Below are 12,963 nucleotides of genomic sequence, written 5' to 3'. Positions count from 1 at the left end.
GAGGGAGGTGGGAGCGGGGGGGGGGGGGGGTGACAAACCCCCCAGAATCCAGCGAGGGGACGCCCAAACCACCCCCCCCCCCCCGGGGCGGCCCCCCCCCCCCCCCCCCCCCCGGGCCGGTTGTCGGGCCTGCTGGTCCCGTCAGATCTCGCCGCGGAGCTTGGCGAGCGCCTCCGCGAGGATCGCCTCACCGTCGGCGTCGCTGCGGCGCTCCCGGACGTAGGCGAGGTGGGTTTTGTACGGCTCGGTGCGCGGCGGGTCCGGTGGGCTCTCCCGATCCTTGCCTGCCGGGAAACCACAGCGCGGGCAGTCCCAGGTGTCCGGAACCTGCGCGTCACCGGCGAAGCTGGGCTGCGTCTCGTGCCCGTTGGAGCACCAGAAGGAGATGCGGATGCGCGGCGCGGATTCGCCGCGCTCGGCCTCCCCCATCGGCCCCGCCCCGACCCGACTTCCTCGGATCGCGTTGCCACTTGCCACGGTCGTAACTCCCTGCGTAATGGTGCTGCGAAGCCTCTCACAACAGCTTCACTGCGGGCTCTAACAGAAGCTGCGCTGCGGGCGCCCCAGTCTACGTAAGGCCCAACGCGCGTCCAGTGACAGGAGTTACCCGTCCGAGGACGCCGCCCTCATGATAGGCCGCGTCTTCGACGGTACGTCAGTTACCGAGCTTCATCAGAACGCCGAGGGCGACAATGCACGCGAACCACAGCAAACCGATCACAATGGTGATGCGGTCGAGGTTGCGCTCGGCGACCGAGGAGCCACCGACCGAGGACTGCATACCGCCACCGAACATGTCGGACAGGCCGCCGCCCTTCCCCTTGTGCATGAGCACCAGCATCATCAGCAGCAGGCTGAAGACGATGAGGGCGATCGAGAACCCGATGACCACGGCTGGACCAACTCTCTAGGACTGACGGACGGAACGTACCGTTGCGCTGACGAAGAGCGAACGGTGCGGGGCCGGACCGGCGCGCTGAACACCGGACCCGGCCCCGACAGGGTACGACGGGCCGGGCCCGTCGTCATAGCTGCTACTGGTCGCGGAAGCGGACGATCTTGACGAACTCGTCCGCGTCCAGCGCCGCGCCGCCGATCAGGGCGCCGTCGACGTCCGGCTGCGCCATGATCGCGGCGACGTTGCCCGACTTGACCGAGCCGCCGTACTGGATGCGGACCTTGTCGGCCAGCTCCTGGCTGTAGAGCTCGGCGAGGCGGCCGCGGATCGCACCGCAGACCTCCTGCGCGTCCTCGGGCGTGGCGACCTCGCCGGTACCGATGGCCCACACCGGCTCGTAGGCGATCACGATCGTCTCGGCCTGCTCGGCCGGGATGTCCTTGAGCGCGCCGTCGACCTGGGCGAGGGTGTGGGAGACCTGGTTGCCCGCCTTGCGGACGTCCAGGCCCTCACCGACGCACAGGATCGGGGTGACGCCGTGCCGGTAGGCGGCCTTGACCTTGGCGTTGCAGATCTCCTCGTTCTCGCCGTGGTACTGGCGGCGCTCGCTGTGGCCGACGGCCACGTAGGAGCACTTGAACTTGGCGAGCATGGCGCCGGAGATCTCGCCGGTGTAGGCACCGGAGTCGTGCGCCGACAGGTCCTGGGCGCCGTACTTGATCTTGAGCTTGTCGCCGTCGACCAGCGTCTGCACCGAACGCAGGTCGGTGAAGGGCGGCAGGACGGCGACCTCTACGGCGTCGAAGTCCTTGTCGGCGAGTGCGAAGGCGAGCTTCTGGACATGGGCGATGGCCTCGAGGTGGTTGAGGTTCATCTTCCAGTTGCCCGCCATCAGCGGGATACGGCCCTCGTTAACAGCGGTCACGTTCTTCAGTCCTCCAGAGCGGCGAGGCCGGGGAGCGTCTTGCCTTCGAGGTATTCGAGGCTGGCACCGCCACCGGTTGAAATATGGCCAAAAGCGTTCTCATCAAAGCCGAGGGCACGGACGGCCGCGGCCGAGTCCCCGCCGCCCACGACGGTGAAACCGGAGCTGTCGAGCAGCGCCCGCGCGACGGACGTGGTGCCGCCGGCGTAGTCGGGGTGTTCGGCGACCCCGACCGGGCCGTTCCAGAACACCGTCTCGGCGTCCGCGATCTTCGAGGCGAACAGCTCGCGGGTCTTCGGGCCGATGTCCAGGCCCTCCTTGTCGGCGGGGATCTTGTCCGCGTCGACGGTGACGAAGTCGGCGGGCGCCTTCGTCTTCAGGTCGGGGAACTCCGAGGAGGCCAGGATGTCGACGGGCAGGACCAGCTCGACGCCGTTCTTCTCCGCCCGCTCCATGTACTCCGTGACGGCCGGGATCTGGTCCTCCTGGAGGAGGGAGATGCCGACCTCGTAGCCCTTGGCCTTGAGGAAGGTGTAGGCCATGCCGCCGCCGATGAGCAGCCGGTCGGCCTTGGACAGGAGCTGGTCGATCACGGCGAGCTTGTCGGAGACCTTGGCGCCGCCGAGGACGACGACGTAGGGGCGCTTGACGTCCTCGGTGAGCTTCTTCAGGACGCCGACCTCGGTGGCGATCAGGTCGCCGGCGGCGTGCGGCAGACGCGCCGGGAGGTCGTAGACGGAGGCGTGCTTGCGGTGCACCGCGCCGAAGCCGTCGCCGACGTAGAGGTCGGCGAGGGCGGCGAGCTGGTCGGCGAAGGCGCCGCGTTCGGCGTCGTCCTTGCTGGTCTCGCCCGCGTTGAAGCGGAGGTTTTCCAGGACGGCGACCTGGCCGTCGCTCAGACCGGCGACGACGGACTTCGCGGAGTCGCCGACGGTGTCGGTCGCGAAGGCCACGTCCCGGCCGAGGAGTTCGCCCAGCCGCGCGGCGGCGGGGGCGAGCGAGAAGGCCGGGTCCGGCGCGCCCTTGGGGCGGCCCAGGTGCGAGGCGACGATGACCTTGGCGCCGTACTGGGCGAGCTTGGCGATCGTCGGCTGGACGGCGCGGATACGGCCGTCGTCGGTGATGGTCGTGCCGTCCAGCGGCACATTGAGGTCGGCGCGGACGAAGACCCGCTTGCCCGCGACCCCTTCTGCGGTGAGATCGTCGATCGTCTTCATGAGAAGTGACTCCGTTGCTTCAGTCAGTCATGGGTCGGGGCCCGTACGACGCTTCATCGCGTCATACGAGCCCCGTCCTCACATCTCTCGGTGCCCTCTGCGCATGGGCACCCCTCCCAGCGTCAGCCGGGTGCGATCAGAGCTGGCCGCCGACGAAGGTGGTCAGGTCCACCAGGCGGTTGGAGTAGCCCCACTCGTTGTCGTACCAGCCGATGACCTTGACCGACTTGCCCTGGGCCATGGTCAGGGAGGAGTCGAAGGTGCACGACGCCGGCCAGTTGACGATGTCCGAGGAGACGATCGCGTCCTCGGTGTACTCCAGGATGCCCTTGAGCTGGCCCTCGGCGGCCTTCTGGAAGGCGGCGTTGACCTCGTCCTTGGTCACCTCGCGCTCCAGCTCGATGACCAGGTCGGTGACCGAACCGGTGGGGACCGGGACGCGCATCGCGATGCCGTCGAGCTTGCCGGCGAGCTCCGGGATCACCAGGGCGGTGGCCTTGGCGGCACCGGTGGTGGTCGGGATGATGTTCTCGGCGGCGGCACGGGCGCGGCGCAGGTCGCTGTGCGGGAAGTCCAGGATGCGCTGGTCGTTGGTGTACGCGTGGACCGTCGTCATCAGGCCCTTGACGATGCCGAAGTTCTCCAGGAGGACCTTGGCCATCGGCGCCACACAGTTGGTGGTGCAGGAGGCGTTGGAGATGACGTGGTGGTTGGCCGCGTCGTACTTGTCCTGGTTGACGCCCATCACGATCGTGATGTCCTCGTCCTTGGCGGGCGCGGAGATCAGGACCTTCTTGGCACCGGCCGCGATGTGCTTGGCGGCGTCGGCCTTCTTGGTGAAGATGCCGGTCGACTCGATGACGATGTCGGCACCGAGCTCGCCCCAGGGGAGGTTCGCCGGGTCGCGCTCGGCCATCGTCTTGAAGGTCTGGTTGCCGACGGTGATGGTGTCGTCGGTGTGGCTGACGTTCTGCTTGAGGCGACCCAGAATGGTGTCGTACTTCAGCAGGTGAACCAGGGTGGCGTTGTCGGTCAGGTCGTTGACACCGACGATCTCGATGTCCGCACCCTGCTCCAGGAGCGCGCGGAAGTAGTTACGACCAATGCGGCCGAATCCGTTGATGCCTACGCGGATCGTCACGAACCGATCTCCTCGTTGGTACGCCGGTGCAGATACCGGCGAGCTGTATGGGATTTCCCCGACCGCCTCCGACCCTACCTCCAATACGAGACGTACGTGACATTGACAGGGGCCCGTCGTACTCACTCGCCGAGCGGTCCCGGCCAGGACGCGCCGCGCCCCCGGAATCACCTGGGAGACCGGGGGCGAGCGGGCGGGAGCGGGGCCGCGAAGGTCAGCCGACCATGCCTTCGGCGAGCTCCTCGGAGAGGTTGGACTCGGTGCCGGGGATGCCCAGATCCTGGGCCCGCTTGTCGGCCATCGCCAGCAGCCGGCGGATCCGACCGGCGACGGCGTCCTTGGTCAGCGGCGGGTCGGCGAGGGCGCCCAGCTCTTCCAGGGAGGCCTGCTTGTGCTCCATGCGCAGCCGGCCGGCCGCCGCGAGGTGCTCGGGCACCTCCTCGCCGAGGATCTCCAGGGCCCGCTGGACCCGGGCGCCCGCGGCGACCGCGGCGCGCGCCGAGCGGCGGAGGTTGGCGTCGTCGAAGTTGGCGAGGCGGTTGGCGGTGGCCCGGACCTCGCGGCGCATCCGCCGCTCCTCCCACGCGAGCACCGACTCGTGGGCTCCCAGGCGCGTCAGCAGCGCGCCGATCGCGTCACCGTCACGGACGACGACGCGGTCCACGCCGCGTACCTCGCGGGCCTTGGCGCCGATGCCGAGCCGGCGGGCCGCGCCGACCAGCGCGAGCGCGGCCTCCGGGCCGGGGCAGGTCACCTCCAGGGACGACGAGCGGCCGGGCTCGGTGAGCGAGCCGTGCGCCAGGAACGCCCCGCGCCAGGCGGCCTCGGCGTCACAGGTCGCCCCTGAGACCACCTGTGGGGGCAGGCCGCGGATGGGGCGGCCGCGGCCGTCCACCAGACCCGTCTGCCGGGCGAGCTGATCACCTCCGGCCACCACGCGGACGACGTAGCGGCTGCCGCGCCGCAGGCCGCCGGGGGCCATCACCACCAGGTCGGAGGAGTGTCCGAAGATCTCCAGGATGTCCTTGCGGAGCCGGCGGGCCGCGATGCCCGTGTCCAGCTCCGCCTCGATCACAATGCGTCCGCTGACCAGGTGCAGACCACCCGCGAACCGCAGGATCGACGAGACCTCCGACTTCCGGCAGCAGGTCCGGGTGACGGGGAGCCGGGAGATTTCATCCTTCACCGCAGCCGTCATCGCCATGGGCCGATCCTTCCATGCATCCGAAAAATACGGTCGTACGCGGCTGCCAGCAGCTCCGGGTCGTGCCGGTCGGGGGCTCCCCCGGCTGTCGACCGGGTGTCGTCTCCTTGTGCGGCGACCGCCGCCAGCTCGACCTCGCTGCCGACGAGCTGCTTGGCGACAACCGTCAGACCTTCGATGTCGGGCACGGCGGCCTTGTCGGCCAGCACCACGTCGAAGGCGAGTTTAGGGGCGTGTCGGGCCAAAACCTCCAAATGACGCTGCGGGGAGAAGCCATCGGTTTCGCCCGGTTGGGGCGCGAGGTTGAGCGAGAGGACCTTCCGGGCCTTCGTCTCCTCCAGTGCCTCGCGCAGTTCGGGCACCAGAAGATGCGGGATGACGGAGGAGAACCACGAGCCGGGGCCGAGCACCACCCAGTCGGCGTCGCGCACCGCGGCGACCGCCTCGGGGACGGCCGGCGGCTCCTCGGGGACGACGTGGACGGACTGCACCTCGCCGCGGGTGAGCGCGACGGTGGCCTGGCCGCGGACCGTGACGACGTCGTCCGGGCGGTTCAGGTCGTGGCCCCTGACCTGGGCCTGGAGTTCGAGGGGCACCGCGGACATGGGGAGTACGCGGCCGTGCGCGCCGAGCAGCTTGCCGACCAGGTCGAGCGCCTGGACGTGATCGCCGAGCTGCTCCCACAGGGCGACGATGAGCAGGTTGCCGACGGCGTGGTCGTGCAGCTCGCCCTCGCTCTTGAAGCGGTGCTGGATCACCCGGGCCCAGGTCTGGCCCCAGTCGTCGTCGCCGCACAGGGCGGCCAGCGCCTTGCGCAGGTCGCCGGGCGGCAGCACCCCCAGTTCGTCGCGCAGGCGGCCGCTGGAGCCTCCGTCGTCGGCGACGGTGACCACGGCGGTCAGGTCGCCGGTGATGCGGCGCAGCGCGGTGAGCGAGGCGGACAGACCCATGCCGCCGCCGAGCGCCACCACTTTGGGCGTGGCGCCCTTCGTCTTGCGGCCGCTGGGGACGAGCCTGCGCACCCGGTGCAGCCGCAGCGCGCGCCCCGTCACTCGCGCCCCATGTCCCGGTGGACGACGACGGTTTCGACCCCTTCGGAGACCAGCCTGCGGGCCAGCTTCTCGGACATCGCGACGCTGCGGTGCTTGCCGCCGGTGCAGCCCACCGCGATGGTCACGTAGCGCTTGCCCTCGCGGCGGTAGCCCTCGGCGACCAGGCGCAGCAGCTCGGCGTAACCGTCCAGGAACTCCTTGGAGCCGGGCTGGTTGAAGACGTAGTCGGAGACCTCTTCGTTGAGGCCGGTGAAGGGGCGCAGCTCGGGGACCCAGTGCGGGTTGGGGATGAAGCGGCAGTCGATGACCATGTCGGCGTCGACCGGCAGGCCGTACTTGAAGCCGAAGGACATGACGGTGGCGCGCAGCTCGGGGACCTCTTCGCCGGCGAACTGGGCGTCCATCTTGGCGCGCAGTTCGTGGACGTTGAGGCTGGAGGTGTCGATGACCAGGTCGGAGTCGCCGCGCAGCTCGCGCAGCAGGTCCCGCTCGGCGGCGATGCCGTCGACGATCCGGCCGTCGCCCTGGAGGGGGTGCGGGCGGCGGACCGATTCGAAGCGGCGCACCAGGGCCTCGTCGGAGGACTCCAGGAACACCACGCGGCGCTTGACGTTCTGGGTGTCGAGGGTGGCGAGGGATTCCTTGAGGTTGTCGAAGAACCGGCGGCCGCGGACGTCGACGACGACGGCGATGCGCGCGACGTTGCCCTGGGAGCGGGCGCCCAGCTCGACCATCGGGGGGATGAGCTCGGGCGGGATGTTGTCGACGACGAACCAGCCGAGGTCCTCCAGGCACTTCGCCGCGGTGCTCCGGCCGGCCCCGGACATGCCGGAGATGATCACCAGCTCGGGAATCGCGGTGCTTTCGCCCTGGTCGGACTCGCGCATCGTGCCCGTACTCACCTGTGCACCGTCTCTCTCAGCTCCTGTGGGTCCGTGCTCTTCGTGCGGTGTGCTCATCGGTCCTGCCCCCGTTCTGCTGACAACGCGGCCGGTGGGACCCCGTCATCCTCAATGATCTCTCCTGTGGCGGTGTTCACCGCCGGGCCGGCCGGGCGGGCCCCGGCCAGTGCGGCGGCGACCGTCTCGGCTGTCTTGCGTCCGACGCCCGGGACCTCGCAGATCTCCTCCACGGTGGCGGCCCGCAGCTTCTTGAGCGAGCCGAAGTGCTTGAGCAGGGCCTGGCGGCGGCTGTCGCCGAGTCCGGCGACGGCGTCGAGCGGCGAGGCCCGCAGCCGCTTGCCGCGCTTGCCGCGCTGGTAGGTGATGGCGAAGCGGTGGGCTTCGTCACGGACGCGCTGGAGGAGGTAGAGGCCCTCGCTGTGGCGCGGCAGCACCACGGGGTCGTCGTCCCCGGGCAGCCAGACCTCTTCGAGGCGCTTGGCCAGGCCGCAGACGGCGACGTCGTCGATGCCGAGCTCGTCCAGGGCCCGCCGGGCGGCCGCGACCTGCGGGGCGCCGCCGTCGACGACGACGAGCTGGGGTGGGTAGGCGAACCGCTTGGGGCGGCCCTCCTCGTCCACGGGGCGCCCGGCCGTCGGGGCCGGCTCCGCCGAGCCGTCGTCGTCCACGGGGGCGCCGGCGGACGGCTCCTCCGTCCACTCCCCGGACTTCTGCTTCTCCTGGAGGTAGCGCCGGAAGCGGCGGGCGACCACCTCGTGCATGGACCGGACGTCGTCCTGGCCCTCGCCGTGCCAGACCTGCGTGTCGCCGACCCGGCCGGTGATCTGGAAGCGGCGGTACTCGCTCTTACGGGCCAGGCCGTCCTCGAAGACCACCATGGAGGCGACGACGTCCTCGCCCTGGAGGTGGGAGATGTCGAAGCACTCGATGCGCAGCGGCACCGAATCCAGGCCGAGGGCCTCGGAGATCTCCTCCAGGGCGCGGGAGCGGGTGGTCAGGTCGGAGGCCCGCTTGGTCTTGTGCAGGGCCAGGGCCTGCTGGGCGTTGCGCCCGACCGTGGCCATCAGGTCTTTTTTGTCGCCGCGCTGCGGTATGCGCAGCGAGACCTGGGAGCCGCGGCGCTCGGAGAGCCACTGCTGGACCGGCTCGACCGGCTCGGGCAGCGCCGGGACCAGTACTTCCTTGGGTACGGCGTCGCCCTGCTCCTCGCCGTAGAGCTGCTGGAGGGCGTGTTCGACGAGGCCGGCGGTGGTGACGGCCTCGACCTTGTCGGTGACCCAGCCGCGCTGGCCGCGGACCCGGCCGCCGCGGACGTGGAAGATCTGGACGGCGGCTTCGAGTTCGTCCTCGGCGACGGCGATGAGGTCGGCGTCGGTGGCGTCGGCGAGCACCACGGCGCTCTTCTCCATGGCCCTCTTCAGGGCCACGATGTCGTCGCGCAGCCGGGCGGCGCTCTCGTACTCCATCTCCTCGGCGGCGTCCCGCATCTTCCGCTCCAGGCGGCGGATGTACGCGCCGGTCCGACCGGCCATGAAGTCGCAGAACTCCTCGGCGAGTTCGCGGTGCTCGGCGGCGGAGATCCGCTCGACGCAGGGGGCCGAGCACTTGCCGATGTAGCCCAGCAGGCAGGGGCGGCCGATCTGGGCGGAGCGCTTGAAGACGCCGGCGGAGCAGGTGCGCACGGGGAAGACGCGCAGCATCAGGTCGACGGTCTCGCGGATGGCCCAGGCGTGGGCGTACGGGCCGAAGTAGCGCACGCCCTTCTTCTTGGCGCCGCGCATGACCTGGACGCGCGGGAACTCTTCGTTGAGGGTCACCGCGAGATACGGATAGCTCTTGTCGTCGCGGTACTTGACGTTGAAGCGGGGGTCGAACTCCTTGATCCAACTGTATTCGAGCTGGAGGGCCTCGACCTCGGTGGAGACGACGGTCCACTCCACGGCGGCGGCGGTGGTGACCATCGTGCGGGTGCGCGGGTGCAGCCCGGCCAGGTCCTGGAAGTAGTTGGCCAGGCGCTGGCGCAGGCTCTTGGCCTTGCCGACGTAGATGACCCGGCCGTGTTCGTCGCGGAACTTATAGACCCCCGGCGAGTCGGGGATCTGTCCCGGCTTGGGTCGGTAGCTGCTGGGGTCTGCCATGCCCACCACCCTACTGACCGCCACCGACAATCACGGTCCCCGGACGGCGCGCGCGGGGGCGGGCGCCGGAGGGCGCGGCGCGCGAGTGGATCGCAGGGGCCGCGGCCGGCGTCGGCGGACCGGGGCCCCTGCGCGTTCTACGGGCGGCTCAGCTTCGGCGGCTCCGGCGCAGTGCAGCGGCGGAGCACAGGCCGAGGGCGGCCAGGGCGGCGACGCCCGCCACGGACGAGGCCGCGGTCAGCGCGAAGCTGTCGTCCCCCGTCGCGGCGGCCGCGACGGGGCGCCCGGCGCCGCCCTGGCCGGCCGCGACGTGCGGGGCGGCCTCCGTGGCGGCCTCGGACCCGTATCCGCCGGCCCGACCGCGCTTGTCGTAGGCGGAGCCGGGGAGCTTGTCGCCGTACGCCTTCGCCACCCGCCGCTGGTAGGCGGCGACGGTCGTGCCGTGGGCGCCGACGGCCTTCGCGGCGTCCGCGTCGAGGGGCTCCACGCGGTCGCCGCGCTGCACGTACCAGGCGTCGATCTGCGGCTCGTGGAAGACGGTGCCCCGGCCGCCCTTCGCCGCACCGGCCGCGGTGTAGCGGGTCTCGTCGTCGCCGCTGGCGATGTTGACGACCTTCCACGCGGCGCCCTGCCGCGCGGTCCACACCGATGCCTTGCGGCCGTCGGCGGCGACCGCCCGGCTGGCGAGGAACTCCAGGCGGGCGACGGGGGCGCCGGCCTTGCCGCGGACGAAGTCCGGCGACAGGACGTAGACGGGGACGGCGTCGCCCTCGATACGCGGGGCGGCCTGCGCGGCGCCGGGAGCGGCGGCGTGGGCGCCGCCGGCCCGGTCCTGGGCGAAGAACCGGGCGAGGGTGGCCAGCGTCGCGGGGTCGGCGGCGGCCCGGTGGGCGGCGGCGACGCCGGCGGGGGCCGGTGCCTTCGGCGGCGCCGGGGTGTCGGCGGCCTGCGCGGACGACGGGGCGAGGCCGAGGAGAACGGTGGCGAGCGTGCCGGTGGCGGCGGCGCGTGCGACGGTGCGCTTCGTCATGGCCTCAGGCTCCTATCCGGTAGAGGGAGTGGGTCCAGGAGAAGGAGCTGCCGTTCACGTAGTAGTCGTAGTCGCCCCAGTTGTAGCGGTTGTTGGAGCCCCACGGGTCGCCCCAGTAGACCCAGTTCCGGTCCGTGTCGAAGCCGTAGACGACGTGCATGTGGCCGCCGCCGGAGGACCACTGGATGCGGGTCTCGATGGGCCGGTTGGCGTTGATCTCGTTCTGGACGGTGCTGTAGCGCAGATACCCGGTCACGTAGGAGCCGGAGTTGATGCCCATCCAGTCGAAGGCGTTCTGCACGTTGCCGAGCGTCGCCTGGTTGTTGGGGCAGGTGGTGCCCTGCTGGCGGCGGAAGGCGGCGTTGCAGAACTGGTTCTGGCTGTAGTTCCTGCCGTACCAGGACGCGATGGTGTTGCCGGAGCCGGCCCAGCACCAGTTGGTCTTCTCCTGGGCCTGCATCGAGATGTCGAGGCGGTTGGCGGCGAACGCGGTGTGCGCCGGGGGCGCGGGGGGCGTGGCCGCCGAGGCGGTGGTCACGGGGAGCGCGGTCAGTGCGGCGGTGGCGAGGGCTGCGGCCGACAGCCATCTGCGCCGCGAAGGGCGTGCGAAAGGCGCACGGGTCATGGCGTTCCTCCCGGAGGGGGGTGAGGGGTGAGAGGAGCGCATCCGGATGCTGATGAGGAGCATCAGGTGTTGTCGCAGGCAGGTCAACACGCTTCAATGCGGGATGACATGGGCGTGTGAACGAGCGGGCCCGGATGTGAACGACCGGTGCCCGGCGTACCGCGGTGAACAAGCGGGGAGAGCGCACGGCGCGCGATCCGGTTGTGAACGTTCACCCGCGCGCCGGAGGATTGAGGCAATGGCACAGAACGTCCCCGAGTCGGCCGAGCTGGCCCAGTTGCTGCGGACCGGTCCGTTCCATCTCGCGCTGCGCAGCGCCCTCGTCGCGCGCGGCCTCGCCCTCCACCGTATCCAGCACAAGCTCGCCCAGCGCGGCATCAAGGTCGGCGTGACGAGCCTGAGTTACTGGCAGCAGGGGGCCCGGCGCCCGCAGCGCCCCGAGTCGCTGCGGGCGGTGCGCGCCCTGGAGGAGGTACTCGACCTGCCCCCGCGTTCGCTGCACCGGCTGCTGGTGCCCGAGGCCGGTGCCCGCCCCGAGGCCGAGCGGCCGGCCGGCCGCTCCTACCGTTCGCTGGTCGCGCCCGCCGACGCGCTGCGCCAGCTCTTCGCCGAGCTGGGGACGCCCGCGGACGGCGGCCTGCACACCGTCGGGCATCACGAGCGGGTCCGGATAGGACCGCGGCGCGAGCTGAGCGAGCGGGAGTCGCTGCAGGTGGTCCGGGCGCACCGGGACGGCGTGGACCGCTACGTCGCCATCCATCGCGGCGACACCGGCTGCGATCCCACGCGGGTGGTGGTGCGGGCCGCGGAGAACTGCCGGCTGGGGCGGGTGCGCGGGGACGCCGGCACCGGGGTGGTGGTCGCCGAGCTGCTCTTCGACACCCGGCTGCGGGCCGGTGACACCCATGTCTTCGGCTATGTCTTCGAGGACGGCAGCGGCGGCCCGAGCAGCGAGTACGTCCGCGGTTTCAGCTTCGCCGGCGGCCAGTACGTCCTCCAGGTCCGCTTCGACGAGGCGGCCCTGCCGGTACGCTGCCGCCGCTTCGCGCAGTCCTCCGCGACCGCCCCGCGCAGCGCCCAGCAGGAGCTGACACTGAGCGGACGGCACCCGGCCGTGCATCTGGTGGAGCAGGGGGTGCGGCCCGGGATCCTGGGGATCGGGTGGGACTGGGGGTGAGCGAGGGGCGGGGCCGCTGGGCGGTCAGCCCGCGATCAGCTTGCCTGCCTTGGCCTTGACGGGGACCTCGGGCAGCGGCTGGGACGCCGGGCCCTCGACGACCTCGCCGGTCGTGACGTCGAAGCGGCTGCCGTGACACGGGCACCGGCCCTGCTCCTTGTCGACCTCGGTCAGCACGCAGCCCGCGTGGGTGCACTTCGCGCTGAAGCACTTGTACTCGCCCTTGGCCGGCTGCGACACCACGAGCCGTTCCTCGCGGTAGAGCTTGGCGCCGCCGACCGGAACGTCGGCGGCGGCTCCCAGATCGACCGGCTCGGTGGGCCCCGCCCCGGCATCCGAGCCGGACGGGGAGCAAGCCGCCACCCCGAAACCGGCGGCACCCGCGGCGGCGGCCCCACGCAGCACGGTCCGGCGGGCGGGGGGCTGGCTCATGACTTCTCCAGTAGGTCGGGGCGAGGAGTGGCGAAGGGTGGTGATCGGCGGTCTGCGATTCCGGGGGCCGCAGGGGCCCGTGGCCCGTGGCCTGTGGGCCGTGGGCCTGTGGGCCGTGGGTCCGTGAGCCCGTGAGCACCCGGCCCGACGATACCGGTACGGTCCCGTCCGGTTATGGCCGTGCGGCCGTAGCCCCGTCCCCCCGAGGAGGGCGGCAGCCGA

Annotated in this window: 13 protein-coding genes; 1 reads left to right on the top strand and 12 read right to left on the bottom strand. The window is 71.2% G+C overall.

The features are described 5' to 3' along the window. Window positions 1-141: 141 nt before the first annotated feature. The 11 genes from ACZ45Z_RS21335 to ACZ45Z_RS21285 all read right to left on the bottom strand — a co-directional run bounded on the left by ACZ45Z_RS21335 (window position 142) and on the right by ACZ45Z_RS21285 (window position 11,132). Complete coding sequence (locus ACZ45Z_RS21335) at window positions 142-477, bottom strand: RNA polymerase-binding protein RbpA (RefSeq protein ID WP_466937844.1); 336 nt, start codon at window positions 475-477, stop codon at window positions 142-144. A gap of 178 nt (window positions 478-655) precedes the next feature. After that, the gene (gene secG / locus ACZ45Z_RS21330; protein WP_393679245.1) at window positions 656-892 is read right to left on the bottom strand and encodes a preprotein translocase subunit SecG; all 237 of its coding nucleotides are present in this window, start codon (window positions 890-892) and stop codon (window positions 656-658) included. Between the two features lie 142 nt (window positions 893-1,034). Beyond that, the gene (gene tpiA / locus ACZ45Z_RS21325) at window positions 1,035-1,790 is read right to left on the bottom strand and encodes a triose-phosphate isomerase (protein WP_468364826.1); all 756 of its coding nucleotides are present in this window, start codon (window positions 1,788-1,790) and stop codon (window positions 1,035-1,037) included. A gap of 38 nt (window positions 1,791-1,828) precedes the next feature. Next, window positions 1,829-3,040 carry a phosphoglycerate kinase gene (locus ACZ45Z_RS21320; RefSeq protein WP_468364545.1) on the bottom strand — a complete coding sequence of 404 codons (1,212 nt, stop codon included), beginning with the start codon at window positions 3,038-3,040 and terminating at the stop codon, window positions 1,829-1,831. Between the two features lie 136 nt (window positions 3,041-3,176). Next, window positions 3,177-4,181 carry a type I glyceraldehyde-3-phosphate dehydrogenase gene (gene gap, locus ACZ45Z_RS21315; protein WP_468364543.1) on the bottom strand — a complete coding sequence of 335 codons (1,005 nt, stop codon included), beginning with the start codon at window positions 4,179-4,181 and terminating at the stop codon, window positions 3,177-3,179. A 214-nt stretch (window positions 4,182-4,395) separates the two neighbouring features. Beyond that, window positions 4,396-5,385, bottom strand: coding sequence for a DNA-binding protein WhiA (gene whiA, locus ACZ45Z_RS21310; RefSeq protein ID WP_362916587.1), 990 nt, complete (start codon window positions 5,383-5,385; stop codon window positions 4,396-4,398). Beyond that, window positions 5,376-6,437 carry a gluconeogenesis factor YvcK family protein gene (locus ACZ45Z_RS21305; protein ID WP_468364540.1) on the bottom strand — a complete coding sequence of 354 codons (1,062 nt, stop codon included), beginning with the start codon at window positions 6,435-6,437 and terminating at the stop codon, window positions 5,376-5,378. Before ACZ45Z_RS21305 ends, whiA begins: the two co-directional genes overlap by 10 nt. Then, a complete protein-coding gene (gene rapZ / locus ACZ45Z_RS21300) occupies window positions 6,434-7,324 on the bottom strand; it encodes an RNase adapter RapZ (protein WP_468364823.1) in 891 nt (296 codons plus the stop codon). The genes ACZ45Z_RS21305 and rapZ overlap by 4 nt, the downstream gene beginning before the upstream one ends. A 68-nt stretch (window positions 7,325-7,392) precedes the next feature. Continuing rightward, window positions 7,393-9,477, bottom strand: coding sequence for an excinuclease ABC subunit UvrC (gene uvrC, locus ACZ45Z_RS21295; RefSeq protein ID WP_468364538.1), 2,085 nt, complete (start codon window positions 9,475-9,477; stop codon window positions 7,393-7,395). A 148-nt stretch (window positions 9,478-9,625) separates the two neighbouring features. After that, window positions 9,626-10,507 (bottom strand): hypothetical protein, encoded by an 882-nt coding sequence (locus tag ACZ45Z_RS21290; protein ID WP_468364535.1) that lies wholly within the window; start codon window positions 10,505-10,507, stop codon window positions 9,626-9,628. A 4-nt stretch (window positions 10,508-10,511) separates the two neighbouring features. Beyond that, on the bottom strand, window positions 10,512-11,132 hold the full coding sequence (locus ACZ45Z_RS21285; protein ID WP_468364532.1) for a papain-like cysteine protease family protein: 621 nt from the start codon (window positions 11,130-11,132) through the stop codon (window positions 10,512-10,514). Between the two features lie 238 nt (window positions 11,133-11,370). Here ACZ45Z_RS21285 and ACZ45Z_RS21280 point away from each other — a divergent pair, with 238 nt between their 5' ends. Further along, window positions 11,371-12,309, top strand: a complete 939-nt coding sequence (locus ACZ45Z_RS21280) for a hypothetical protein (protein WP_468364529.1) — start codon at window positions 11,371-11,373, stop codon at window positions 12,307-12,309. A 24-nt stretch (window positions 12,310-12,333) separates the two neighbouring features. Here the strand turns inward: ACZ45Z_RS21280 and ACZ45Z_RS21275 are convergent, their stop codons facing one another. After that, window positions 12,334-12,741, bottom strand: a complete 408-nt coding sequence (locus ACZ45Z_RS21275; protein WP_468364527.1) for a Rieske (2Fe-2S) protein — start codon at window positions 12,739-12,741, stop codon at window positions 12,334-12,336. Window positions 12,742-12,963 lie beyond the last annotated feature (222 nt).

This window comes from Streptomyces sp. NPDC031210, from assembly GCF_055570395.1.
Note: the sequence above shows the minus strand (reverse complement) of the source record. Positions and strands in the feature narration are given on the sequence as shown.

What these genes read in the sequence shown, in the direction of transcription:
- tpiA (WP_468364826.1), bottom strand. Translation starts at nt 1,790, where the DNA reads ATGGCGGGCAACTGGAAGATGAACCTCAACCACCTCGAGGCCATCGCC.
- ACZ45Z_RS21320 (WP_468364545.1), bottom strand. Translation starts at nt 3,040, where the DNA reads ATGAAGACGATCGACGATCTCACCGCAGAAGGGGTCGCGGGCAAGCGG.
- whiA (WP_362916587.1), bottom strand. Translation starts at nt 5,385, where the DNA reads ATGGCGATGACGGCTGCGGTGAAGGATGAAATCTCCCGGCTCCCCGTC.
- rapZ (WP_468364823.1), bottom strand. Translation starts at nt 7,324, where the DNA reads ATGCGCGAGTCCGACCAGGGCGAAAGCACCGCGATTCCCGAGCTGGTG.
- uvrC (WP_468364538.1), bottom strand. Translation starts at nt 9,477, where the DNA reads ATGGCAGACCCCAGCAGCTACCGACCCAAGCCGGGACAGATCCCCGAC.
- ACZ45Z_RS21290 (WP_468364535.1), bottom strand. Translation starts at nt 10,507, where the DNA reads ATGACGAAGCGCACCGTCGCACGCGCCGCCGCCACCGGCACGCTCGCC.
- ACZ45Z_RS21285 (WP_468364532.1), bottom strand. Translation starts at nt 11,132, where the DNA reads ATGACCCGTGCGCCTTTCGCACGCCCTTCGCGGCGCAGATGGCTGTCG.
- ACZ45Z_RS21280 (WP_468364529.1), top strand. Translation starts at nt 11,371, where the DNA reads ATGGCACAGAACGTCCCCGAGTCGGCCGAGCTGGCCCAGTTGCTGCGG.
- ACZ45Z_RS21275 (WP_468364527.1), bottom strand. Translation starts at nt 12,741, where the DNA reads ATGAGCCAGCCCCCCGCCCGCCGGACCGTGCTGCGTGGGGCCGCCGCC.